Origin of the sequence: Streptomyces sp. NPDC088730 (assembly GCF_044751215.1) — a bacterium.
Classification (GTDB): domain Bacteria; phylum Actinomycetota; class Actinomycetes; order Streptomycetales; family Streptomycetaceae; genus Streptomyces.
Map to the genome: position 1 here is coordinate 535,019 of NZ_JBIVLK010000003.1, position 24,898 is coordinate 559,916.

The window sequence follows — 24,898 nt, forward strand, 5'->3', positions numbered from 1 at the left end:
CGGTGTTCCGTGCGCGGTGTTCTGTTGCGCGGTGTTCTGTTGCGCGGTGCGGGCCGGGGTCAGCCGTTGCCGTTCAGGTCGATCGTGACGGTGCGCTCGACGGGGGTCTTGCCCACCAGCGCGCCCTTCATGGCCAAGGCCACGTCGTCCGCGCTGAGCTGGTGCTTCGAACCGTCGCTCTTGGTGATCATGATGCCGTCGAAGACACCTTCGCAGAGGGTGTCGATGGCCTTCTTGTCGTAGTGGTCGACGAGCTTGCCGTCGACCGCCACCATCGAGAGGATCTTCGGCAGCGACCTGTCCGGGCCGAACTGGATCACCTTGGGCCCGGCCTTGATGGTGATCAGGCCGGACATCGCGGGCTCCGCGAACTCCTTCATCGCCCGGTCCAGCTCGGCCTGGCTGATGGTGGGCCGGCGGGTGGCGACGGGCAGCTCGACGGTGGCAGAGCGGCCCGTCTCCACCTGGGCGCGGTAGGCGTCGCGCACCGAGCCCATCGACTGGTTGGCGTCGAGCGCCTTGCCCGCCTTGCCGGGTACGGGGACGGCCTTGCCCGGAACGAACTTGATCGTGCCGTTGCTGGCCGAGCCGGAGGCACCGGCCAGGTCGGTCAGCGCGACCCCGAGCTTCTCCTGGTCGACCGGGATCACCGGGTCGATGTCGCGCTTGCCGCCGAAGAGGGAGCCGATGACCGAGACCGGGTTGTAGTCGCTGCCCGCCGCGGCGCGCACGGTCGCCTGGCTGTCCAGGGAGAGCCCGGCCCTGTCCGGTGCGAGCTGCGTCTTCTTGCCGTCCACGCTCAGCTGGAGCGGGGCCTTGGCCCGTTTGCCGAGGGCGGCGTCCAGCTTCTCGACACCGTCCTCCTTGGTGCCGCCGCCGATGTCGACGCCGAGGACGGTGGTGCCCTTGGGGACGTCGGAGTGGTTCATCAGCAGCCCGGCGCCGTACGCGAGCCCGAGCAGGCAGACAGCGGCGACACCGAGCAGGACCAGCTTCGAACGGCCCTTCTTCGCCGGGGCCTTCGCCGAAGCGGGCTCCGGGGCGGCGGGCTCGGGCGCCTGCGCCGCGAACCCTCCCGGGCCGGCCGGACCGGTACCCATCGGGTTGTCCGGGATCCGCGGAGTGAGATCGGGGCCCTGGAACGGCGACCGGGGCCCCGCCGTGCGGTGCTCCGCCGGGACGACGGGGATGCCGCTGGTCAGCGTGTCACCCGAGACGTTGTCACCCGAGCCGGAGCCGGGACCGGCGGCCGGGAACTGCGGGGTGAGCACCGCGGTGTCGTCGGACATCCGCGGCGGAGCGCCACCGGCGCCCCCGGGACCACCGGTGCTCCCGGGTGCCTGCGGTCCGGCCGGCCCGGAGCCGGGCGGCGCGAAGGCCCCGGCGAAGGGACCCGGCCCGTCGAGGTTCGGGGTGAGCGGGGAGGTGCCGCCGGCCGGTCCCGTGGTGGGCCCGGACGGGGGCGGGGTACGGGTGCCGAGGTTCGGCGTGGAGCGCGGCCCGCCGGGACCGTCCGCTCCGAACTCGCCGGAGCCGGGCGCGCCCGGCTCGCCCGCGCGCTGCGGGCCGTCCGAGAAGTACGGCAGATCGGCGCGCGGGGTGCCCGCGGGCGGGGTGCCCCGGTCGCCGCCCGGACCGTCCGCCCGGTCCCCGGAACCGGTCGCGGAGAAACCGGCACCGTTCGTACCACCGCCGGCCCCCATCGCGGAGAAGCCCGCGCCGTTCGTACCGCCGGCGGGACCCGACGCGGAGAAGCCCGCGCCGTTCGTGCCGCCACCGGGCGACGGCCGGCCCGTCGAACCGTTCGCGGACGCGTCCGCGGCTGTCGGGGGCTTGCGCGGTGCGAACCAGTCGCTGCCGCTCTTCTCCCTGCCGCTCTTCTCCCTGGCGGGCTTCTCCGCGGCGGGTTCCGCCGCGGAGGCGGACCCGTCACCGGGCTCGGACCCGGGTGCCGCGGGGGTGCCCTGTGCGCCGTTGGACGCGGCCTGACCCGGGCGCGGGATGCTGCTGGTGCGCTCGTTGCCGGGGCCGCCGTCCGCGTCGCTCATGGGCGTACGCATGACCACCGGCGGGATCGGACGCGAGCCGGGGATGTTGATCCGGATACGCGTCGTCAGCGTCGTCTCCGTCCTCGGCTCTTCCGGCTGGGACGGGTCCGCAGGCTCCGGGGTCTCCTCCGGGGCATCCTCAGAAGGGTGCAGCGACGGATACTGGCGGGATCCGTACGGCGGCGTACCCGAGGGGTACGCGGCTCCTCCGCGGCCCTGGGGCCCGGAGGACGAACTGTCAGTTTCACGACTCAAGGCAGGTTCTCCCGATTGGCTCCGCCGCCCGTACTTCCCCCATGCCGCAGGCCAGGGGACGGCTCGGCGCGCGAACCACCTTACTGGCCGCGGCCGACAGACACCCCGCGACCGGGGGAAACGACTGCGCACCCCCCGGACGGACAGGGGGCATTACGGGATCGGACGTGGCACATTACTTGCCAGGTCGGCCGCTGTCGGCACCCGATCGGGGTGACCGCGACATGGTGGCACAGATCACAGCGAGGGCCATCCCGCCCAGCATGAAGAGCGCGAGACCCAGTTCGTCACCGAATACATAGTCCCCTTCCGGGCGGCCACCCAGCAGAACGACGACCGAAATCAGCCAACCCGCGGCGGGTACCAGGGCGCCCGGCTGCGTACCCATGAGACACCGGCCTCCGTAGAAGAGCCCGGCGGTCGCCAGCAGCGCCAGCAGCAACCCGCCCGGGAACCAAGCGGGTTGGACCAGGGCTCCGGCGATCCCGACGACCGCGCCGAGGACCGCGAGCCCCAGCAGGGCGGCGATCCGGCGCGGGTTGAGGGGAGCGGCCAGGCCCGTGGCCGGAATGTCCCTGGGGGGCGCGTTGGTCCGCGCGGCCCGCGACCTGCTGCTGCTCACTGGTCCGCTCCCCTCACACCGGCGAAGAGATCGTGTTCCCGGGCGCCGGGAGCCGCGCCCGGGGTGCCGCTCACCAACTCGTAGTACTCGGTGGTGAGAACCGGCTGGCCAAGATCGTTCGAAAGGGCGAAGTAGGACCCGCTCAGCGCGATCTGGGTGGCGTGCGCCCGCATCGCCGCGGCCTTGGCCGCCGCGTGGGCGGTGCCGTCGATCTCGGTGGTGATCAGGGTGTCGTTCACCACACCCGGCACGTCGTCGATCGCGGCGATGCCGGGGAAGGTGTCGGGGGCGGTGGCCCGCAGGTTCGCGAAGGCGTCCTCCGCGGTGGTGCGCGGCACCCGGTTCCAGTAGATCTTGGCGATGGTGTGCGGGGCGCCGGCGTCCGTGCGGTATCCGGGGTCCGCGGCCAGTTCGGCGGCGCGGGTCGCGACCCGGTGGGCCTGGATGTGGTCGGGGTGCCCGTAGCCCCCGTCGGGGTCGTAGGTGACCAGGACCTGGGGGCGGACCGAGCGGATCACCTCCACGAGGTACCCGGCGGCCTCGTCCACGTCGGCGGACCAGAAGGCGCCAGGACGGCCGTTCTGCTCCGCGCCCATCATCCCGGAGTCGCGGAACCGGCCGGGGCCGCCCAGGAAGCGGTGATCGGTGACCCCCAGCTCCTTCATCGCCGCCGCGAGTTCGCGCTGCCGCCAGGGCCCCAGGGAGTCGTCCCGGTCGGCGGCCAGGTGCGCGAGCGCGGGCGGGATGACCTCGCCCTCCTCGCCGAGCGTGCAGGTCACCAGCGTGACCAGGGCGCCCTCTGCGGCATACCTGGCCATGGTGGCGCCGTTGTTGATCGACTCGTCGTCGGGGTGCGCGTGCACGAGGAGCAGACGCCGGGCGGGAAGATCCGTCATGGGCACCACCCTACGAGCCGACGGCCCCGATGGCCGACGGCGCCCACGCTCCGGGCGCCGACGAACCGCGGACGCCCGGCACCCCCACAGCTCGGCGCCTTCGCAGGCGGACGGCTGCCGCTGTCAGAACTTCAGCCCTCCGATCATGCCCGCGACGTTCGTCGTCACCTCGGAGATCGTGGGCGCGATGGACGAGCTGGCGAGATAGAAACCGAGCAGCATGCAGACCATCGCATGTCCGCCCTTCAGTCCGGACTTCCGGACCAGCAGGAAGACGACGATCGCCAGCAGCACCACCGCCGAAATCGAGAGCGCCACGGCGGTTCACCTCCATCAGTACGGTCGGGACGGGCAGCACGCATGGAGCCAGCAGGTTCATACCCACCGAGCGCTACGGATCATAACTATCCGTGGCAGGGCATTGATCGGGGCACAGCAGCACGAGGGGCGCACGGGCCGGGGCCGGCCGATAGGTTCGGCTCATGACTTCGTCAGAGATCACCTTTCCGCTCCAGCAGGCCCGGACGATGCGATTCACCCTCGGCGCACCCCGCGCGTTCACGGTGTCACCCGATGGTGAGCGGGTGATCTTCCTGCGCTCGGGCTCCGGCACCGACCGTACGAGCCGGCTCTGGACGCTGGACCTGACCGGCGACGGCGCACCGCGGGAGCGGCTGGTGGCCGATCCAGCGGTGCTGCTGGGCGATTCGGTGGAGCGGCTCTCCGCGCAGGAGCGGGCCCGCCGCGAGCGGAGCCGCGAGGGGGCGTCGGGGATCGTGGGCTACGCGCTGGACGCGGCCGCCGAGTTGGCGGCGTTCGCGCTCTCCGGGAAGGTGTACGTCGCCCAGCTGCGGGCGGGCACGGCGCGCGCACTGCCCGTGCCCGGTCCGGTGATCGACCCGCGCCCCGCCCCTGACGGACGACACATCGCATACGTGTCCAAGGGGGCCCTGCGCGTCGTGGCGGCCGGGGGCGAGGAGGACAGGGCGCTCGCGGAGCCGGAGGACGCCCAGGTCTCCTACGGCCTCGCGGAGTTCATCGCGGCCGAGGAGATGCAGCGCCCACGGGGCTTCTGGTGGTCGCCCGAGTCGGACCGGCTGCTGGTCGCCCGGGTCGACGACAGCCCGGTGCGGCGGTGGTGGATCTCCGACCCGGCGCACCCGGAGCGCAAGCCCGCCGAGATCGCGTACCCGGCGGCCGGTACGCCCAACGCGGACGTGCGGCTCTTCGTCGTGGACCTGGCGGGGGCGCGCACCGAAGTGGTGTGGGACCGGGCCCGGTTCCCCTATCTGGCCCGGGTGCACTGGTCGTCGGCAGGGGCGCCGCTGCTGCTGGTGCAGGCCCGTGACCAGCAGAGCCAGCTCCATCTCGCGGTGGACCCGGAGACCGGCACGACCCGGACCGTGCACGTCGACGAGGACCCGGTCTGGCTGGACCTGTTCCCGGGGGTGCCGGCCTGGGCGCCGGACGGACGGCTGGTCCGGATCGCGGACGAGGGCGGGGCGCGGGTCCTCGCGGTCGGCGACCGGCTGCTGACCGGGGCGCAGTTGCAGGTCCAGTCGGTGCTGGACATCGGCGGCTCGGACATCCTCGTGGCGGCCTCCGCGGGGGAGACGGCGGCCGTGCCGGAGATCGGCGAGACCCATGTCTACCGGGTCAACGAGCTGGGCGTGGAGCGGGTCTCCGACGGCGTGGGCGTGCATTCCGCGGTCCGGGCCGGCCGGGTGACGGTGCTGGTGTCCACCTCCCCGGACCGGCCGGGAGCGACCGCCCAGGTGCTGCGGGACGGCAAGCGGATCACCACCGTGGCGAACCACGCGGAGCAGCCGGTGCTGTCCGTCGGGGCGCGTTTCACCGAAGGGGGCGCACGGCGGATTCCGTGCGCCGTGCTGCTCCCCAGCGGGTACAAGGAATCGGATGGTCCGCTTCCGGTTCTGCTGGATCCGTACGGCGGGCCGCACGGCCGCCGGGTGGTCGCCACCCACAACGCGCACCTCACGTCGCAGTGGTTCGCGGACCAGGGTTTCGCCGTGGTCGTCGCGGACGGCCGGGGCACCCCGGGCCGCTCCCCCGGCTGGGAGAAGGCGGTCAGGAACAACCTCGCCCTCACCGTCGACGACCAGGTCGAGGCGGTGCACGCGCTCGCGGAGCGGTTCCCGCTGGACCTGGGCCGGGTCGCCATCCGGGGCTGGTCCTTCGGGGGGTTCCTGGCCGGCATGGCGGCCCTGCGCCGGCCCGACGTCTTCCACGCGGCGATCGTCGGCGCTCCGGTGACCGACCAGCGGCTCTACGACACCCACTACACCGAGCGCTACCTCGGGGACCCGGCGCAGCAGCCGCAGGTGTACGCGGACAACTCGCTGGTCACCGACGAGGGGCTGTCGCACGCCGCGGAGCAGGCACGGCCGATGATGATCATCCACGGGCTGGTGGACGACAACGTGGTGGTCGCGCACACCCTGCGGCTGTCCTCCGCGCTGCTCGCCGCGGGACGGCCGCACGAGGTGCTGCCGCTGAGCGGGGTGACCCATCTGCCCCAGCAGGAGGAGGTGGCCGAGAACCTGCTGCTGCTCCAGGTGGACTTCCTGAAGCGGTCGCTGGCGGGTCCGGCCGCGTAAGGGCCTCCCCGCTACCAGCCCGGCGGCGGCTGGGAGGGCGGCGGGGGCGGTCCGAAGCCGCCGCCCTGCGGGTAGCCGTACCCCGGGGCGGGCGGCTGCTGCCCCGGGTGCGGGCCGGCGGCGTCCGGCCCTGGGTGCGCCTCGGAGCCGTACCCAGGTGTTCCGTATCCCGGAGTGCCGTACCCCTGCTGCTGGCCGTACCCCGGCTCTCCGTATCCGGAGCCGTACCCCGGTGCGAACGGGCCGGGGACGTCCGCGAAGCCCCTGGGGGCCAGCGCGATGAGCACCATGACGGCGACGAACGCCTCGAAGAACCAACTGGTCAGCTTGAGCTGGGCCTCGGTGGGCAGCGAACCGAAATCGTCGAACAGTTCGTAGTGCACGGCCAGGGCCACGCCGGACACCCCGCCGGGCAGCAGCAGCCCGGCGGCCACCAGGCCGAACGGCCTTGAGTGCACCGCGTGGGAGAGGGCGCTCACCCCGGCGAACAGGCAGAACAGGGCCGTCAGCACGCTCGCCCAGCCCACGGGCGGATCGGTCAGCCCGTGCATGAGCCGGTCGCCGCCCACGTACCAGTGGGGGAAGACCTCCGGGTACTTCACGACCTGGCGGATCTCCCAGCCGACCAGCACCGCGCCGGCCGCGCACAGCAGCAGGAACGCGGTGACCGAGGCGCCATGTCCCGGCCGGGTGGGCAGCCGCTCGTAGGCGCCGTCCGGCGGACGCCGCCCGGCCCCGGCGGTGATGAGGAGCGCGATGCCCGCCGCGAGGGCGGCGAAGGCGCTGATCAGCGCCCGGGTGCGCAGGTCGTCCGAGTACGCCGACTCCATCACGCGGCTGCCGATGCTCCAGAGTCCGGGCAGCCGCACGGCGATCGTGACCACTCCGACGGCAACGAGCACCGTGGCGGCGACGGCGGAGCGGAGCGCGGCGACGGTGGCGACCACGTAGACCACGAGCAGCACGGCGTCCTCGGCCGTGGTCGTGGGCAGCGCGGGCGGCTGGACATCGGTGAATCCGGCCCAGTACCGCAACAGCTGCCCGAACTCGACTGCCCTGACGTCCCGTACGAGCCAGCTCGCGACGATCACCGCCAGCACGCCGCAGAGGACGGAACCCGTGACTCTTGCTCCCCGCGTGAGTATCACACCGGCGATACTCCACCGCGCCCGGCCTCCCGACAAGAGGGCCACGACGGCGCGGGCCTGTCGGGCGGCCGGCCGGGGAACTCGACGTCCCCCGGCCGGCCCACGGCACCCGCACGGCCGTACGTCGTCCATGGTGACGGGTCCGTATATCGGACGTGCGACGCGCGAGTTGCCCGTGCGTTAACGCGTACGCCGGTCAGTCGGCCCGGGTGCTGCCGGCGGGCGGCGGCCCCTCGCCGGACTCCGGGGGCCCGCCGTCCCCGCCCTCCCCGGCGGCCCCGCCGTCCCCGCCGGGCGGGACCGGCGGCGCCGGGGACGACGCGGACGGCGGCCTGCGGGCCTCCCTGTCCACCTGTTCCACGTCCGGACCGGGGCCGTCCTCCCCCGGTGACGCCTCCAGCGAGCCCTCCGGCGGCACCACGCGCTTCTCCTCCGCGAAGTGACAGGCCGAATCGTGCCGGGCCGGGGTGTCCGTCAGCCGGAAGACCGCCGGGACGGCCAGCAGCGGCACCTCCAGCTCGCACCGCTCCTGCGCCTTCCAGCAGCGGGTGCGGAAGCGGCAGCCGGAGGGCGGGTTGGCGGGCGAGGGCACGTCGCCGTGCAGGATGATCCGCTCGCGGTACTCCCGCGCCATCGGGTCCGGCACCGGCACGGCGGAGAGCAGTGCCTGGGTGTACGGGTGCGTGGGGTGCTCGTAGATCTCCTCGTCGGTGCCGATCTCCACGAACCGGCCCAGGTACATCACCCCGACCCGGTCGGAGATGTGCCGCACGATCGAGAGGTCGTGGGCGATGAACACGTAGCTCAGGTCGAACTCCGACTGGAGCCGGTCCAGCAGGTTGACGACCTGCGCCTGGACGGAGACGTCGAGGGCCGAGACCGGCTCGTCCGCCACGATGATCTCGGGGTTGAGCGCGAGGCCGCGGGCGATGCCGATGCGCTGGCGCTGGCCGCCGGAGAACTGGTGCGGATAGCGGTTGATGTACTCCGGGTTGAGACCGACGACGTCGAGCAGGTCCTGGACCTTGCGCCGGCGGTCGCCCTTGGGAGCCACCTCGGGGTGGATCTCGTACGGCTCGCCGATGATGTCGCCCACCGTCATCCGCGGGTTCAGCGAGGTGTACGGGTCCTGGAACACCATCTGGATGTTGCGGCGCACGGCCTTCAGCGCGCGGCCGGACAGCTTGGTGATGTCCTCGCCCTTGTACCGGATCATTCCGGCCGTCGGGTCCTCCAGGTGCACGAGCAGCCGGGCCACGGTCGACTTCCCGCAGCCGGACTCGCCCACGATGCCGAGCGTCTCGCCGGCCGCCAGGTCGAAGGAGACCCCGTCGACCGCCTTGACGGCCCCGATCTGCTTCTTGATCACGATGCCCCGGGTGAGCGGGTAGTGCTTGACGAGGTCGCGCACCTCCAGGATCGGTTCCTTGCCCGCCTGGGCGCTCGTCTCGCGTGACTTGGCCAGCAGGGCGCGCGCCACCTCGCCCTCCTGGCGCGCTTCCCTGCGCCCCGAGTGATCAGCGTGCATCGAGCGTCTCCTTCCAGAAGTAGCAGGCGCTCTGACGGTTCTCGGCCACGTCGAACAGCGGCGGTACGTCGGTGCGGCAGACGTCCTGGGCCATCGGGCAGCGCGGGTTGAAGGCGCAGCCGGGCGGGATGTGCAGCAGGTTGGGCGGCAGTCCCTTGATCGCGTAGAGCTCCCGGCCCTTCTGGTCCAGGCGCGGGATCGAGCGGAGCAGGCCCTGGGTGTAGGGGTGCGCGGGTGCCCGGTAGATGTCGTGGACGGGTGAGGTCTCGACGATCCGGCCCGCGTACATCACCGCGATCTTGTCCGCGACGTCCGCGACGACGCCCAGGTCGTGGGTGATCAGGATCAGGCCCATGTTCAGTTCGCGCTGGAGCTCCGCGAGCAGGTCCATCACCTGGGCCTGGACGGTGACGTCGAGCGCGGTGGTGGGCTCGTCCGCGATGATCAGCGAGGGTTCCAGGGCCAGCGCCATCGCGATCATGATGCGCTGGCGCATACCGCCGGAGAACTGGTGCGGGTAGTTGCCGACGCGCTCCTTGGCGGCCGGGATGCGCACCCGGTCCATCAGCTCGACGGCCTTGGCCTTCGCCTCCTTGCGGGACGCCCCCCGGTGCACCACGAACATCTCTCCGAGCTGCTCCCCCACCGTCAGCACGGGGTTGAGGGAGGAGAGCGCGTCCTGGAAGATCATGGCCATCTCCTGGCCGCGGATCTTCCGGCGCTCCTCCCTCTTCAGCTTGAGGAGGTCGCGGTCCTTGAAGAGGATCTCGCCGCCGCTGATCTTCCCCGGCGGCATGTCGAGGATGCCCATGATCGCCTGTGCGGTGACCGACTTGCCGGAGCCGGACTCACCGAGCACGGCGAGCGTCTCACCCTCGGACACCGAGTAGTTGACCCCGTTGACGGCCTTGGCGACCCCGTCCCGGGTGTGGAACTCCACGTGCAGATCGCGCACTTCGAGCAACATGGCAGCGGACTCCTCAGCGCAGCTTGGGATCGAGGGCGTCGCGCACCGCGTCGCCGAGCATGATGAACGCGAGCACGGTGATCGCCAGCGCGCCGGCCGGCCAGAGGAGCATGTGCGGGGCGTTGCGGATGTTCTGCGAGGCGGACGAGATGTCGATGCCCCAGCTGACCGTGGGGGGCTTCAGCCCGACGCCGAGGTAGGAGAGCGTCGCCTCCAGCGCGATGTACGTGCCCAGCGCGATGGTGGCGACCACGATGACGGGCGCGACCGCGTTGGGTGCGACGTGCCGCATCAGCATGCGGGTGTTGGACGCTCCGAGGGCGCGCGCCGCCTGCACGTAGTCGTGCTGCTTCGCGGTGATCACCGCGCCGCGGGCGATCCTGGAGATCTGCGGCCAGCCGAGCAGGACCATGAAGCCGATGACGGGCCAGACGGTGTTGCTGGTGACCACGGAGAGCAGGACCAGACCGCCGAGCACCACGGGAATGGCGAAGAAGATGTCCGTGACGCGCGAGAGGATGGCGTCCCAGGCCCCGCCGAAGAAGCCCGCGAGTCCGCCGAGCAGCCCGCCGAGCAGCGCCACGCCGAGCGTGGCGCAGACGCCGACGGTGACGGAGGCCCGCGCCCCGTAGACGACCCGGGTGTAGACGTCGCAGCCCTGGGCGTTGAACCCCATGGGGTGGCCGGGCTGGGAGCCCTGCTGGGCCTTGGCCAGGTCGCACTTGAGGGGGTTGCCCGACGCGATGAGCGAGGGCCAGATCGAGATGATGACCAGGAAGACGATGATCAGGGCCGAGGCGATGAAGACGGGGTTGCGGCGCAGGTCGCGCCAGGCGTCGGCCCACAGGCTCCCGGCCCGTTCCCTGGGCGCGCCGCCCTCGGGGCCCTCCGGTGTGCCCTCCAGAGTGGTGCCCTCGCTCATGGCCAGGTCCGCCGCTCCGCCGGCACCGGTCCCGGCGATCGCGTTCTGCTCGGGCTGAGGTTCAGGCATAACGGATCCTCGGGTCGAGTACGGAGTACAGGAGGTCGACGACCAGATTCGCGATGAGGAAGACCAGCACCAGGATGGTCGCGAAGCCGACCACGGTCTGGGTGTTCTGCCGCAGGATGCCCTGGTAGATCTGGTATCCGACGCCATGGATGTTGAAGATGCGCTCGGTGACGATCGCACCGCCCATCAGCGCGCCGATGTCCGTACCGATGAAGGTGACGACCGGGATCAGCGAGTTGCGCAGCAGGTGGCGCACGATGACGCGGCGCCTGGGCAGTCCTTTGGCCACGGCCGTGCGGAGGTAGTCGGCACGGGAGTTCTCCGCGATCGACGTCCGGGTGAGGCGGGTGACGTAGGCCAGGGAGACCGAGGCGAGCACCAGGCCGGGCAGGATGAGTTCGTCGAACGGCGCCTCCGAGGAGACCGTCGGGGAGATGACGGACCACTTCACCCCGAGCAGGTACTGGAGTACGTAGCCGGTGACGAAGGTGGGGATCGCGATCACGACGAGCGTCGCGACCAGGACCGAGTTGTCGACGACGCGGCCGCGCCGGAGTCCGCTGATGACGCCGAGCGTGACGCCCACGATGATCTCGAAGAGGATCGCGACGATGGTCAGCCGCAGGGTGACCGGATAGGCGGACGCCATCAGTTCGGTGACCTTCTGTCCGTTGAAGGCGGTACCGAAGTCACCGGTGAACACGTTGCCCATGTAGGTCAGGTATTGCTGCCAGACGGGCTTGTCCAGCCCGAACTCCTTCTGCAGCTGAGCGGCCGTCGTCGGGTCGCACTGCCGGTCGCCGCAGAGGCCGGCGATCGGGTCGCCCATCACGTTGACCATCAGGAAGAGCAGCAGCGTTGCTCCGATGAAGACCGGAATCATCTGGAGCAGACGGCGGATCACATAACGCCCCATGTCACCCTCCGCGCATCGATCGGGCACTGGACTCCGGCCGGCGCTCGCTCCGCGGTGGATCGGGACCTGCTGAACGGTCGCATCGCGCAGTCACCTCCCTGTTGCCGTGAACCAAATAACATCCCATTTCACACGAAATAGCACCTTCTGTGCACCCTCACGGGAACACGGATGCGCCGGAAGGGGCCAACCGTGTGACGGGCACCGGGACCGGCGGAACGCACCGCGGCCCGGCACGCCCTCACGGGGTGCCGGGCCGGGTCGGCCGCTACCAGGTCACTTGACCTTGATCTCGCTGTAGACCGGCACGCTGAACGGGTTCAGCGCGACGTTCGAGACGTTCGTGGAGTAGCCGGCGCTGCCGTTCTGGTACCAGAGGGGGATGGCCGCCATGGTGTCCCGGACCACCGCCTCGGCGTCCTTGAAGGTCTTGACCGCCTTGGCCTTGTCGGACTCGGCGTTGGCCTGGTTGACCAGGCCGTCGAACTTCTTGTCCGTCCACTTCCCGTCGTTGGACGAGGCGTTGGTGTAGTAGAGCGGCTGCAGGAAGTTCTGGATGAGCGGGTAGTCCATCTGCCAGCCCGCGCGGAAGGGGCCGGTCATCTTCTTCTGGGTGATCTTGTTGCGGAAGTCCGCGAAGGTGCCCGTCGGGCTGCCCACGCAGGCCTTGTCGTTGCCGAGCGCGTTGTTGATGCTGTTGCAGACCGCGTCCACCCAGTCCTTGTGGCTGCCCGTGTCGGCGTTGTAGCCGATCTTCACCTGGCCGCCGGGGATGCCGCCGCCCTCCGAGATCATCTTCTTGGCCTCGGCCGGGTCGTAGTCGCAGAGCTTGCCGCAGAAGCCGGCCTGGTAGCCGCCCGCCGAACCCAGCACCGGGGAGGTCCAGTCCGTGGCGGGAGTCCGCGTCTTGTTGAAGATCGTCTCGGTGATCTGCTTGCGGTTGATGGCCATGGAGAGGCCCTTGCGGACCTTGTCGCTGTCCGCCTTGTCCCACGCCTTGTCGTAGAACGGGAAGGCCAGGGTCTGGATGATGCCCGCCGGGGTGTTGATGTAGCGGTCACCGAGGTCAGCCTTGACGTTCTTGAGCTGCGCGGCGGGGACGTCGTCCACCAGGTCGAGGTTGCCGGCCACCAGGTCGGTGTAGGCGGTGTTGTTGTCGGTGTAGACCTTGAGGTCGATGCCACCGTTCTGCGCCTTGTCGGACCCGGGGTACTTGTCCCACTTGCGCAGGGACATCTGCGAACCCTTGGTGTACGACTTGATGGTGTAGGGCCCGTTGCCGACCGGCTTCTTCAGGTAGGCGGCATGGTCGTCGAAGAAGATCCTGGGCAGCGGGGCGAACGCCGCGTAGCCCAGCGTTTCGGGCCACAGCGAGAACTTCTGGTTGAGCTTGACGGTGAACGTCCTGGCACCGGTGACCTTCAGCCCGGACATCGCCCCGGCGGCCTGGGCGCCGGAGTCCGGGTGCACCTTGTCGTAACCGTCGATCTGGCCGAAGAAGTAGGCGTTCTTCTGGTTGTTCTTGAGACTCGCGCCGTAGTTCCACGCGTCCACGAAGGACTTGGCGGTGACCTTCTCGCCGTTGGAGAACGTCCAGCCGTCCTTGACGGTGATGTCGAAGGTCTTCGAGTCGGTCGTGGCGATCTTCTCCGCCAGCATGTCCTCGGCGGCGCCGGTCTTGGGGTTGTACCGCTTGAGCCCCCGGAAGACCATGTCGAGGACCTTGCCGCCCTGCACCTCGTTGGTGTTGGCGGGCTCCAGCGGGTTCTGCGGGTCACCCCACGAGGAACTCACCACCCCATTGGCACCACCACCGCCGCCACCACTGTCGCCCCCGCCGCCGCAGGCGGTCGCCGCCAGGGCGACGGCGACCGCGCATGCTGCCCACTTCACCTGTGTGGCTCCGCGCATGGAGTGCCTCCTCGTAGTGCTCGTCTTACGTCAGGTCAAATATCACCGCATACCGGCCTCTACGCATATTTACCCCCGCCATCCGGGCACTTCGGAGGTCACCCGGACGGCGGCAGCGAGCGCCGAGGCGGACACTTTTGGCGAGTGCATGCCAGTCACGCGAGAGCCGCGAACCGGCCTGACGAGCGGCGAAGCGGTAACGGCAACACAACGAACGCGCATCGACCCGGGACCGGCCTGACCGGATGCACGGATTCCGAGACATGGCCGCCCGTATATCGGACTCATTGACGGATTCTCGACGTTTCATCCAGGAATCACCCCTGGAAAAGGCAAAGGCAGAGTAATGACACGCCCTGCTTCTGGTCATGTATAAGTCAAGCTTCCAAAGAGCGCCTCAAGGCGGTCCGACATTCATTGACCCTGCATGAATTGCGTTGAAAAAGTCCGGGTAGCCCGTAGGTGTGCCCTGCGGAGTCCTTCGACCCTCCGGGCCAGGAGCACCATGACGATTCCAACCTCGAACGCCGCAGCCCCTCTTGAGCTGGCCAACGCGGACCCGCAGAAAACGCCGGAACCCTCGGCACTGAAGGGCGGTGACGGGCGCTCTCCGGGCAAGCTGGCCTGGCGGCGCTTCAAACGCGACCGGTCCGGGGTCATTTCGGCCTATGTGGTCATCTTCTTCTTCCTGGTGGCCGTCTGCGCGCCGCTGATCTCCAAGGTCTACGGCAAGGACCCGTACACGACCTACGGGCAGAACGAGGACGGCCTGCTCAACGACTTCGGCTTCCCCATCAAGCCCAACGGCGGTATCAGCGGCGACTTCTGGTTCGGCATCGAGCCGCAACTGGGCCGTGACCTCTTCACCTTCCTCATCTACGGCATCCGCAACTCGCTGTTCATCGCGGGCGTGACGACGCTCCTGGTGACCGTCCTCGGCATCGTGATCGGTGTGACCGCCGGCTACCTGGGCGGGAAGACCGACTACTTCATCGGCCGGGTCATCGACATCCTGCTGGCCTTCCCCTCGACGCTGTTCTTCATCGCGTTCTGGCCGGTACTCATCTCGGTCCTGGTCTCCCCCGAGGACGCCACCCCGGTCTGGCTCACCGTCACGAGCCTCATCCTGGTCATGACGGCCTTCGGCTGGGCGTCCATCGCCCGGCTCCTGCGCGGCGAGGTACTCGCCCTGCGCGAAAGGGAGTTCGTCGAGGCCGCCAAGGTGACCGGAGCCTCACCGGCACGGATCATCTTCAAGGAACTGCTGCCCAACCTGTGGACGCCGATCCTGATCCAGGCGACCCTCGCTCTCCCCATGTTCGTGAGCGCCGAGGCCGGACTCGCCTTCCTCGGGGTAGGACTGACGGCGAAGACACCCGACTGGGGCGTCATGCTCCAACGCGGCGCCGACGTCTACCAGGACGACATCACCTTCATGCTCTTCCCGGGGGTGACGATGGTGGTCTTCGTCCTCGCGTTCAACCTCCTCGGCGACTCGGTCCGGGACGCTCTCGACCCGAAGACCAAGCGCTGAAAGTTCCGCACCCGGACCGGAGCGACGGGGCTCCGCCGGATCATTCGTCCCTCTTCACCGACCAGGGCAGGTTGCCATGTCTCTCTCCCGCAGAAACTTCGTCATCGCCACATCCGTCGCGGCGGGCGGCTCGCTCGTCCTCTCCGCGTGCAGCAGTGGCGACTCGGGCGGCGGCGGTGGCAAGGGCTCGCCGGACGCCGGCGCGACCGAGTACACCGGCGCGACCGTCAAGATCGGTACCGCGGAGGACTCGAAGGGTCCCGCCGCCGAGATCGCCGGCGCCAAGAAGGGCGGGACGATCTACGGCATCTCCGAGGACGACTTCTCCCACCTCGACCCGCAGCGCATCTACTTCGCGTTCAACTCCAGCGGTGCCGCGATGTTCGCGCGTGCCCTCACCGGCTACAAGGTCGACGACAAGGGCGGGATGACCCTCGTCGGTGACCTGGCCACCGACGTCGGCACGGCGTCCCCCGACAACAAGACCTGGACCTTCACGCTGAAGGACGGGCTCAAGTGGCAGGACGGCAGCGAGCTGACCGTCGAGGACGTCCGCCACGGCATCGAGCGTGCCTGGGCGCCGTTCATCACCGAGGGCGCCGCCTACGTGCAGCAGGCGCTCACCGGCAAGGGCGACTGGCGCAAGGGCTACGAGGGCCCGTACAAGGGCAAGCACCTGGACTCGCTGGTCCTCGACAAGGCCAAGAAGACGATCACCTTCAAGCTGGCCGAGCCGCGTCCGGACTTCAACTTCACCCTGGCCATGAGCTGCTACTCGGCGACGCCGGTGAAGCTGGACACCAAGGAGAAGTACGACAAGCAGCCCGTCTCCTGTGGTCCGTACATCGTCAAGCACCGCACCATCGACAAGTCGATGACGCTGACGCGCAACAAGCACTGGGACCCGGCGACGGACCCGATCCGCAACGCCTACCCGGACACCTTCGAGTTCGAGTTCGGCCCCACCTCGCTGGAGTCCGCGGACCGCTTCATCGCGGACCAGGGCAAGGACCAGCAGATGATCTCCATCTACAAGTCCGTGCCGGCCGAGCGCATGCAGAAGGTGCTCTCCGACCCCGAGCTGAAGAAGCGGACCTTCAACGGCCTGCTCACCGGCACGTACTACTACGCGATCAACTGCAAGCGCGTCACGGACGTCGAGGTGCGCAAGGCGCTCAACACCGCCTGGCCGCTGGAGCAGATCCGCAAGATCTACGGCGGACCGTCCGCGGGCGACTACGCGACCACGATCCTCAGCCCCGACATCCTGGGCCGCAAGGAGTTCGACTTCTACGGCAAGCTGAAGGCGCCCAAGGGTGACGCCGCGGCGGCCAAGGAGATCCTCAAGAAGGCCGGCAAGCTCGGTCAGAAGATCGTCTACACCTACCCGCAGAGCCCCACCTACGACAAGACGGCCGTCGTCGTCGAGAACGCGCTCAAGGCCGCGGGCTTCAAGCCGGTCATCAAGCCCGTCGACTCGACCTCGTACTACGACCAGATCCAGCAGGTCGACAACAGCTTCGACGTCATGTGGTTCGGCTGGTCCCCGGACTGGCCGACCGCCTACACGATGATCCAGCCGCTGTTCGACAGCGCCAACATCGGCAACGGCCAGAACAACGTCTCCCAGGTCAAGGTCGACTGGATCGACGCGGCCATCAAGAAGAACGTCGTCATCGCCGACCAGAAGGCGGCCGGTGCCGCCTGGACGGCGCTGGACAAGCGGATCATGGACGAGGTCGTCCCGGTCATCCCGGAGACCTTCCAGCGCCGCTTCTACCTGTACGGCTCCAAGGTCGGCGGCGCCATGATGGACCCGCAGTTCTCCGCGACGATCATCTACAAGACGTACGTCAAGGCCTGACGAACGGCCCCCGGGGGGCGGGCGGCTCTCGGTCCGGGAGCCGCCCGCCTCCCCTCCTCCCCCTCGGCATCCGTCAGGAAAACCCACTGCCATGCTGCGCTTTCTTCTCCGCCGTGTCGTCGGCGCCGCGGTCATTCTGCTGATCATCAGCGCCCTAGTCTTCGTCCTCTTCTACGCCGCCCCCCGTGACCCCGCCCGGGTCGCCTGCGGCAAGGTCTGCACGCCAGAGACGCTCGCGCTGGTGCGGCACAACCTGGGGATCGCCGATTCGATACCGGTGCAGTACTGGCACTGGCTGCAAGGCATCTTCGTAGGACGCGAGTACACCTCGTACGGGAACTGTCCCGCGCCCTGCCTGGGGTACTCCTTCATCAACCGCGAGCCGGTCTTCGGCACCATCGTGGACCGCTTCCCGACCACGCTCTCGCTCTCCGTCGGCAGCGCCTTCGTGTTCGTCATCTTCGGTGTCGGCGCCGGCATGCTCGCGGCCGTCAAGCAGGGCAAGCCGCTCGACAAGGTCGCCTCCTCCGCCTCGCTGATCGCCTCCTCGATGCAGATCTACATCGTCGGTGTGCTCGCGATGTACTTCCTCACCGACCAGTGGCACCTGCTGGACCGCCCCAGCTACACGCCGTTGACCGACAACCCGGGCGCGTGGTTCTCCGGGCTCCTGCTGCCCTGGCTGGTGCTCTCCGTCATCTTCACGGCCAACTACACCCGTATGGCCCGCTCCCAGCTGGTGGAGTCGATGAGCGAGGACTACGTCCGGACGGCCCGCGCCAAGGGACTCTCGCGGCGGACGGTGTTCTTCAGATTCGCCTGGCGCGGGGCCATGGGGCCCATCGTCACCATCTTCGGCCTCGACCTCGGCGTGCTCCTCGGCGGCGCGATCATCACCGAGAAGACCTTCAGCCTCCAGGGCATCGGGGCGCTCTCGGTCAAGGCGGTGTCCACCAACGACCTGCCGACGCTCCTCGGCGTGATGATGGTGGCCGCGGTCGCGATCGTGCTCCTCAACATCGTCGTGGACGCCGTCTACGCCCTCATCGACCCACGCGTCCGCCTCGCCTAGGGAGAGATCCAGTGAGCACCCCCTTCCTCTCCGTACGCGATCTGCGCGTGCACTTCTCCACCGAAGACGGCATGGTCAAGGCCGTCGACGGGCTGTCCTTCGACGTCGAGCACGGCAAGACCCTCGGCATCGTCGGTGAGTCCGGCTCCGGCAAGTCCGTCACCAACCTCTCGATCCTCGGCCTGCACCACCCGGACCACACCGAGATCGAGGGCGAGATCCTGCTCGACGGGCAGGACCTGCTGACCGCCTCGGAGCGGGAGCTGGAGCGCCTGCGCGGCAACAAGATGGCCATGATCTTCCAGGACGCGCTGGCCTCGCTCTCGCCGTACCACACCATCGGCAAGCAGATCGGCGAGACGTACCGCAAGCACACCGGGGCGTCCAAGCGCGAGGCGCGGGCGCGGGCCGTGGAGATGCTCACCAAGGTCGGCATCCCGCAGCCGAACCTGCGCGTCGACGACTACCCGCACCAGTTCTCCGGCGGTATGCGCCAGCGCGCGATGATCGCCATGGCGCTGGTCTGCGACCCCGCGCTGCTGGTGGCGGACGAGCCGACGACGGCCCTCGACGTCACCGTGCAGGCCCAGATCATGGACCTGCTCAAGGACCTCCAGCAGGAGACCGGCACCTCCATCATCTTCATCACCCACGACCTCGGCGTCATCGCCGACATCGCGGACGACGTCCTGGTGATGTACGGCGGCCGGTGCGTGGAGCGGGGCACGAAGAAGGAGGTGCTGCGGGCGCCCCAGCACCCGTACACCTGGGGCCTGCTCGGGTCGATGCCGAGCCTGGAGGGACCGGTGGACGTACCGCTGTCGCCGATCCCCGGATCGCCGCCCAGTCTCCTCAACCCGCCGACCGGCTGCCGCTTCCACCCGCGGTGCTCGTTCACCGAGCGGGTCGGCGGCAACCGCTGCTCGACCGAGCAGCCTCCGCTGGAGCTGGCCGCCGGTCGCGGGGCCGCCTGCCACCTGACGCCCGAACAGCGCGTGGAGTTCTTCGCGGACTTCGCCGGCGCGCGGACCCACTGACGTACAAGAGACGGGACTTCCCTCCTATGAGCAGCACCGATCCCCTCCTTGACGTCTCCGGACTCACCAAGTACTTCCCGATCAAGGGCGGTTTTCCGATCCGGCGGACGATCGGCGCGGTCCAGGCCGTGGACGGGCTGGACTTCTCGGTCGCCCCGGGCGAGAGCCTGGGCCTGGTCGGTGAGTCCGGTTGCGGCAAGTCGACGACCGGCCGGCTGATCACCCGGCTGCTGGAGCCGACCGGCGGCCGGATCACCTACCGCGGGCAGGACATCAGCCACGCCTCGCGCAAGCAGCTGGCCCCGATCCGGTCCGAGATCCAGATGATCTTCCAGGACCCGTACGCGTCACTGAACCCGCGCCAGACGGTCGGCAAGATCATCACCGCGCCGATGGAGATCAACGACGTCAACCCGGCCGGCGGCCGGGAGGCCCGGGTCCGGGAGCTCCTGGAGATCGTCGGGCTCAACCCGGAGCACTACAACCGCTTCCCGCACGAGTTCTCCGGCGGCCAGCGCCAGCGCATCGGGGTGGCCCGCGCACTGGCCCTGGAGCCGAAGCTGATCGTGGCCGACGAGCCGGTCTCGGCGCTGGACGTGTCGATCCAGGCCCAGGTGGTGAACCTGCTGCAGAAGCTGCAGAAGGAACTGGGCATCGCGTTCCTCTTCATCGCCCACGACCTGGCGATCGTGCGCCACTTCTCGCAGCGCGTCGCCGTCATGTACCTGGGCCGGATCGTGGAGATCGCCGACCGCGACGACCTGTACGGCAACCCGCGCCACCCGTACACCAGGGCGCTGCTCTCCGCCGTCCCCGAGGCCACCGCAGAGGACGTGCCGGCCCGCGACCGCATCCGGCTGACGGGCGACGTGCCGTCCCCGGTCAACCCGCCCTCGGGCTGCCGCTTCCGCACCCGCTGCTGGAAGGCGACGGACAAGTGCGCGAGCGAGACGCCGCCGCTGGTCCGGGTCGAGGGCAGCCGGGAGGGCCACCTGACGGCCTGTCACTACCCCGAGGAGTCGGCTGCCGTCCCGGCCGTCCCGCAGGCGCGTACGGAGCCCGAGGCGCCGAGCCTCGACAAGAAGACCGGCGAAGACCCCAAGGCCCGCGGCTGACACCCCGCACCGCGGCCCCGGGGAAGCCCCGTGGACGACGTACCCGACCGGTCCGTCCGTCCGTCGGGGCTTCCCCGGCCCAGGGAACCGAGCACGTCGGCCCATTGACCCGAGCCACCTGCGCGCCCGGTTTCCGGGAATACGGGAAAGGCGCCCGGAACCGATCGGTTCCGGGCGCCTTCCGCTGCCCAGGGTGCGGTGGGCGGACGGTCAGGAGGCCGCCGCGCCGACCACGTCCTTCTCCTCCGCGAAGTGGCAGGCCGACTCGTGCGCGGCCGGCGTCGTGGAGGTCTTGAAGCGCTCGGGGACGGCCAGCAGCGGCATCTCCTCGGCGCACTTGGCCTCGGCCTTCCAGCAGCGGGTGCGGAAGCGGCAGCCGGAGGGCGGGTTGGCCGGCGAGGGAACGTCCCCGGAGAGGATGATCCGCTCGCGGCCCTCACGGGCCTCCGGGTCCGGGACCGGGACCGCCGACAGCAGCGCCTGGGTGTAGGGGTGCGTCGGGTGGTCGTAGATCTGCGTGTCCGTACCGATCTCGGCCATCTTGCCGAGGTACATGACGCCGACCCGGTCCGAGATGTGCCGGACGATCGACAGGTCGTGCGCGATGAAGAGGTAGGAGAGGTTGAACTCGTCCTGGAGCTTCTCCATCAGGTTGATGACCTGGGCCTGCACCGACACGTCGAGCGCGGAGACCGGCTCGTCGCAGATGATGATCTCCGGGTTGAGCGCGAGGCCGCGGGCGATGCCGATGCGCTGGCGCTGGCCGCCGGAGAACTGGTGCGGATAGCGGTTGATGTACTCCGGGTTGAGACCGACGACGTCCAGGAGCTCCTGGACCTTGCGCCGGCGGTCGCCCTTGGGAGCCACCTCGGGGTGGATCTCGTACGGCTCGCCGATGATGTCGCCCACCGTCATCCGCGGGTTCAGCGAGGTGTACGGGTCCTGGAACACCATCTGGATGTTGCGGCGGACGGCCTTCAGCGCGCGGCCGGACAGCTTGGTGATGTCCTGGCCCTTGTAGAAGACCTCGCCCGCGGTGGCCTGCTCCAGGGTCATCAGGAGCTTGGCGACGGTGGACTTGCCACAGCCGGACTCGCCCACGATGCCGAGCGTCTCGCCCGCGTAGAGGTCGAACGAGATCCCGTCCACGGCCTTGACGGCCCCGACCTGCTTCTTGAACAGGATGCCCTGGGTCAGCGGGAAGTGCTTGACCAGGTTGCGGACCTGGAGGATCGGCTCGCCCTGCGACACGGGGGCGTCGATGGCGGCTACGGCCTCCGCCTCGGTGCCCGCGTCGACCGTCTCCACTTCGGTGACGTTCGGGGTGGCGTCCACGGGCTCCTTCTTCATGTCAGCCATGGATCGTCTCCTTCCAGAAGTGGCAGGCGCTGCCGCGTCCGACCAGCTCGGCGCCGTCCTGCTCGGTCACCGGGGCCAGGGCCGGGATGTCCGTACGGCAGATGTCCTGCGCCATGGTGCAGCGCGGGTTGAAGGCACAGCCCGACGGCACGTGGAGCAGGTTGGGCGGCAGGCCCTTGATCGCGAAGAGCTCCTGGCCCTTCTGGTCAAGGCGCGGGATGGATTCCAGCAGCCCCTTGGTGTAGGGGTGCGCCGGCCGCTTGTAGATCTCGTGGACCGGGGCGGTCTCGACGATCCGGCCCGCGTACATCACGGCGATCTTGTCCGCGACGTCCGCGACGACACCCAGGTCGTGGGTGATCAGGATCAGGCCCATGTTGTACTCGCGCTGGAGCTCCGCGAGCAGGTCCATCACCTGGGCCTGGACCGTCACGTCGAGCGCGGTGGTCGGCTCGTCCGCGATGATCAGGTCCGGTTCCAGGGCGAGCGCCATGGCGATCATGATGCGCTGGCGCATACCGCCGGAGAACTGGTGCGGGTAGTCCGAGATCCGGGCCGCCGCGGCGGGGATCTTCACCTGGTCCATCAGGCCGATGGCCTTGGCCTTGGCGTCCTTCTTGGACAGGCCCTGGTGGACCCGGAACATCTCGCCGAGCTGGTAGCCGACGGTGAGGACCGGGTTCAGCGAGGAGAGCGCGTCCTGGAAGATCATCGCGATCTTCTGGCCGCGGATCTTCCGGCGCTCCTCGTAGGACATCTTGAGCATGTCCTGGCCGCGGAAGAGGATCTCGCCCTGCGGGATCCTGCCCGGCGGCATGTCGAGGATGCCCATGATGGCCTGGGCCGTGACGGACTTGCCGGAGCCCGACTCACCGAGCACGGCGAGGGTCTCACCGGCGTTCACGGTGTAGTTGACACCGTTGACCGCCTTGGCCACACCGTCACGGGTGTGGAACTCCACGTGCAGATCACGGACGTCGAGCAGCGGGCCGACGTGGCCGTCACCCGAGCGCGGGGACGGGACTTCGGCCGTCTTGTCGATGGTGGTCACGTTCACCCTCCTTATCGCGACTTCGGATCGAGGGCGTTGCGGACGGCTTCGCCGAGCATGATGAACGCCAGAACGGTGATGCTGAGCATGATCGACGGGTACAGCAGGATGTGCTGCGCCGTACGGATCTGGGCGGCGCCACCGGAGATGTCCATGCCCCACGAGATCGTCGGGTCGGCGAGACCCAGACCGAGGTAGGACAGGGTCGCCTCGGCGGAGATGTAGACACCGAGCGAGATGGTGGCGACCACGATCACCGGGGCCATGGCGTTGGGCAGGATGTGCCGGAAGAGGATCCGGTTGGTACCCGCGCCCAGCGCTCTGGCGGCCTGCACGTAGTCCGACTGCTTGATCACGATCACCGCACCGCGCATGACACGCGCGATCTGGGTCCAGCCGAGGAACGCCAGGGCGAAGATGACCACCCATACCGTCCGGTCGGAGAACGCCTGCAGCACCACCATGGCGCCCAGCAGGAAGGGGATACCGAGGAAGACGTTGGTGAAGAACCCGGAGAGCAGGGCGTCGACCCAGCCGCCGAAGTAGCCGGCCAGCATGCCGATCAGCCCGCCGAACAGCGTCACCAGGAGCGTCACGCAGACACCGACGGTCACCGAGGCGCGGGTGCCGTAGATGACACGCGCGAAGACACTGTGGCCCTGGCCGTCGTAGCCGAGCCAGCCCTCGGAGCCGATCTTGCTCAGCTCCGGCTTGCCCAGGTAGTGGTGCACCAGGTCGGCGGAGGTGGGCGAGGCGCTCGTGAACAGTCCGGGGAAGACGGCGATCACCAGCAGGATCACGATCAGCACCGACGAGATGATGAAGTACCAGTTGGTACGCAGGTCCCGCCAGGCGTCGCCCCACAGGCTGCGCGCCTTCTCGGCCTTGACGACCGCCGAGGGGTCCGCGAGGGGCGCCTTGGCGTCCTCGGGCGCGGGAGCGGTCTTGGTCACGTCAGGCATAACGGATCCTCGGGTCCAGGACCGCGTACAGCAGGTCGACGATGAGGCTCATGAGGAGGTAGACGAGCACCAGAATGGTGACGAGGCCGACGAGCGTCGTGCCCTCGCGCTTCTGGATCGACTCGTAGATCGTGCCGCCGATGCCCTTCACGTTGAACAGGCCCTCGGTGACGACCGCGCCGCCCATCAGGGCACCGAGGTCGGTGCCGAGGAAGGTGATCACGGGGATCAGCGAGTTGCGCATCAGGTGCACGCCGACGATGCGCCGCTTGGGAAGTCCCTTGGCGATGGCGGTGCGCATGTAGTCCGAACGCAGGTTCTCGGCCATCGTCGTACGCGTGAGCCGCGCGACGTAGGCGAGCGAGAGTGATCCCAGCACGATGGCCGGCGCCAGTAGTTCGCTCCAGGTGGCCTCACCGGACACGTTCGGAGAGATCCACTCCAGCTGGAAGGCGAACACCGTCTTGATGATGAAGCCGAGGACGAACACCGGGATCGAGATGATCAGCAGGGTGAAGACCAGGACCACGTTGTCGGTGAGCCGGCCGGCCCGCAGACCGGCGATCGTCCCGAGGCTGATGCCCACGACGATCTCGATGACGAACGCCATGCCGGCCAGCCGGAGGGTGACGGGGAACGCGTCGCCGAGGACGTCCGTGACGGGACGTCCGCTGGCTATCTGATCGCCGAAATCGAAATGCAGGACGATGCCTGTCATGTAATTCCAGTACTGCTGCAGAATCGGCAGATCAAGGCCCTTTTCATGGCGAAGTCTCGCCAGTGTGGCCGGATCGACACCCTTGTCCCCGAAGAGCCCACGCACGGGGTCGCCGGGCAGCGTGTAGACCATCAGGAAGATCAGCAGCGTTGTCCCGAGGAAGACCGGGATCATCTGGAGCAGTCGTCGTGCGACATAGCGCCCCATCATGCCTCCATGTAATAGGCAAGCAGCAGCCAACGGGCCCTCCCCCGCACCCGACCGCCCCTCGCGGGTTCGTCGGATG

Annotated in this window: 20 protein-coding genes; 6 read left to right on the plus strand and 14 right to left on the minus strand. The window is 69.2% G+C overall.

Annotation, left to right across the window (positions count from 1 at the left end):
• Nucleotides 1-59: 59 nt before the first annotated feature.
• The 4 genes from ACIP89_RS14320 to ACIP89_RS14335 all read right to left on the minus strand — a co-directional run bounded on the left by ACIP89_RS14320 (nt 60) and on the right by ACIP89_RS14335 (nt 4,139).
• Nucleotides 60-2,048: a hypothetical protein gene (locus ACIP89_RS14320; protein WP_402115058.1), complete on the minus strand. Its 1,989-nt coding sequence runs from the start codon at nt 2,046-2,048 to the stop codon at nt 60-62.
• Between the two features lie 430 nt (nt 2,049-2,478).
• A complete protein-coding gene (locus ACIP89_RS14325; protein WP_401920831.1) occupies nt 2,479-2,925 on the minus strand; it encodes a DUF6113 family protein in 447 nt (148 codons plus the stop codon).
• On the minus strand, nt 2,922-3,821 hold the full coding sequence (gene mshB, locus ACIP89_RS14330) for an N-acetyl-1-D-myo-inositol-2-amino-2-deoxy-alpha-D-glucopyranoside deacetylase (RefSeq protein ID WP_402115059.1): 900 nt from the start codon (nt 3,819-3,821) through the stop codon (nt 2,922-2,924). Before mshB ends, ACIP89_RS14325 begins: the two co-directional genes overlap by 4 nt.
• Nucleotides 3,822-3,944: 123 nt before the next feature.
• Entirely contained in the window at nt 3,945-4,139 is a 195-nt protein-coding gene (locus tag ACIP89_RS14335) for a hypothetical protein (RefSeq protein WP_401920833.1), read from the minus strand.
• 209 nt (nt 4,140-4,348) lie between these two features.
• On the opposite strand from ACIP89_RS14335, the gene ACIP89_RS14340 reads away from it, so the two are divergent.
• The gene (locus tag ACIP89_RS14340) at nt 4,349-6,439 is read left to right on the plus strand and encodes a prolyl oligopeptidase family serine peptidase (protein ID WP_402115214.1); all 2,091 of its coding nucleotides are present in this window, start codon (nt 4,349-4,351) and stop codon (nt 6,437-6,439) included.
• 11 nt (nt 6,440-6,450) lie between these two features.
• Here the strand turns inward: ACIP89_RS14340 and ACIP89_RS14345 are convergent, their stop codons facing one another.
• The 6 genes from ACIP89_RS14345 to ACIP89_RS14370 form a co-directional block, all read right to left on the minus strand.
• Nucleotides 6,451-7,539, minus strand: a complete 1,089-nt coding sequence (locus ACIP89_RS14345) for a hypothetical protein (RefSeq protein WP_401929488.1) — start codon at nt 7,537-7,539, stop codon at nt 6,451-6,453.
• A gap of 244 nt (nt 7,540-7,783) precedes the next feature.
• Complete coding sequence (locus ACIP89_RS14350; protein WP_402115062.1) at nt 7,784-9,115, minus strand: ABC transporter ATP-binding protein; 1,332 nt, start codon at nt 9,113-9,115, stop codon at nt 7,784-7,786.
• Nucleotides 9,105-10,082 carry an ABC transporter ATP-binding protein gene (locus tag ACIP89_RS14355; protein ID WP_401920837.1) on the minus strand — a complete coding sequence of 326 codons (978 nt, stop codon included), beginning with the start codon at nt 10,080-10,082 and terminating at the stop codon, nt 9,105-9,107. The genes ACIP89_RS14350 and ACIP89_RS14355 overlap by 11 nt, the downstream gene beginning before the upstream one ends.
• A 13-nt stretch (nt 10,083-10,095) precedes the next feature.
• Nucleotides 10,096-11,073, minus strand: a complete 978-nt coding sequence (locus ACIP89_RS14360) for an ABC transporter permease (RefSeq protein WP_402115065.1) — start codon at nt 11,071-11,073, stop codon at nt 10,096-10,098.
• Complete coding sequence (locus tag ACIP89_RS14365; RefSeq protein ID WP_401920841.1) at nt 11,066-11,989, minus strand: ABC transporter permease; 924 nt, start codon at nt 11,987-11,989, stop codon at nt 11,066-11,068. The genes ACIP89_RS14360 and ACIP89_RS14365 overlap by 8 nt, the downstream gene beginning before the upstream one ends.
• A gap of 276 nt (nt 11,990-12,265) precedes the next feature.
• Nucleotides 12,266-13,900 carry an ABC transporter substrate-binding protein gene (locus ACIP89_RS14370; protein WP_401920842.1) on the minus strand — a complete coding sequence of 545 codons (1,635 nt, stop codon included), beginning with the start codon at nt 13,898-13,900 and terminating at the stop codon, nt 12,266-12,268.
• 505 nt (nt 13,901-14,405) lie between these two features.
• On the opposite strand from ACIP89_RS14370, the gene ACIP89_RS14375 reads away from it, so the two are divergent.
• The 5 genes from ACIP89_RS14375 to ACIP89_RS14395 all read left to right on the plus strand — a co-directional run bounded on the left by ACIP89_RS14375 (nt 14,406) and on the right by ACIP89_RS14395 (nt 20,522).
• Nucleotides 14,406-15,434 (plus strand): ABC transporter permease, encoded by a 1,029-nt coding sequence (locus ACIP89_RS14375; protein WP_401920843.1) that lies wholly within the window; start codon nt 14,406-14,408, stop codon nt 15,432-15,434.
• Nucleotides 15,435-15,510: 76 nt separating this feature from the next.
• Nucleotides 15,511-17,298, plus strand: coding sequence for an ABC transporter substrate-binding protein (locus ACIP89_RS14380; protein WP_401920844.1), 1,788 nt, complete (start codon nt 15,511-15,513; stop codon nt 17,296-17,298).
• A gap of 91 nt (nt 17,299-17,389) precedes the next feature.
• Nucleotides 17,390-18,370 carry an ABC transporter permease gene (locus tag ACIP89_RS14385; protein WP_311303443.1) on the plus strand — a complete coding sequence of 327 codons (981 nt, stop codon included), beginning with the start codon at nt 17,390-17,392 and terminating at the stop codon, nt 18,368-18,370.
• 71 nt (nt 18,371-18,441) lie between these two features.
• Nucleotides 18,442-19,407, plus strand: a complete 966-nt coding sequence (locus tag ACIP89_RS14390; protein ID WP_402115216.1) for an ABC transporter ATP-binding protein — start codon at nt 18,442-18,444, stop codon at nt 19,405-19,407.
• 26 nt (nt 19,408-19,433) lie between these two features.
• Nucleotides 19,434-20,522: an ABC transporter ATP-binding protein gene (locus tag ACIP89_RS14395; RefSeq protein WP_401920845.1), complete on the plus strand. Its 1,089-nt coding sequence runs from the start codon at nt 19,434-19,436 to the stop codon at nt 20,520-20,522.
• Nucleotides 20,523-20,732: 210 nt separating this feature from the next.
• On the opposite strand, the gene ACIP89_RS14400 is transcribed toward ACIP89_RS14395, so the two are convergent.
• Genes ACIP89_RS14400 through ACIP89_RS14415 form a run of 4 tightly spaced genes read right to left on the minus strand, consistent with a single transcriptional unit; the run spans nt 20,733 to nt 24,819 of the window.
• Nucleotides 20,733-21,881, minus strand: a complete 1,149-nt coding sequence (locus ACIP89_RS14400) for an ABC transporter ATP-binding protein (RefSeq protein WP_401920846.1) — start codon at nt 21,879-21,881, stop codon at nt 20,733-20,735.
• Nucleotides 21,874-22,932 carry an ABC transporter ATP-binding protein gene (locus ACIP89_RS14405; protein ID WP_401920847.1) on the minus strand — a complete coding sequence of 353 codons (1,059 nt, stop codon included), beginning with the start codon at nt 22,930-22,932 and terminating at the stop codon, nt 21,874-21,876. Before ACIP89_RS14405 ends, ACIP89_RS14400 begins: the two co-directional genes overlap by 8 nt.
• A gap of 11 nt (nt 22,933-22,943) precedes the next feature.
• A complete protein-coding gene (locus tag ACIP89_RS14410; RefSeq protein WP_401920848.1) occupies nt 22,944-23,894 on the minus strand; it encodes an ABC transporter permease in 951 nt (316 codons plus the stop codon).
• Complete coding sequence (locus ACIP89_RS14415; protein WP_401921081.1) at nt 23,887-24,819, minus strand: ABC transporter permease; 933 nt, start codon at nt 24,817-24,819, stop codon at nt 23,887-23,889. The genes ACIP89_RS14410 and ACIP89_RS14415 overlap by 8 nt, the downstream gene beginning before the upstream one ends.
• Nucleotides 24,820-24,898: the final 79 nt, after the last annotated feature.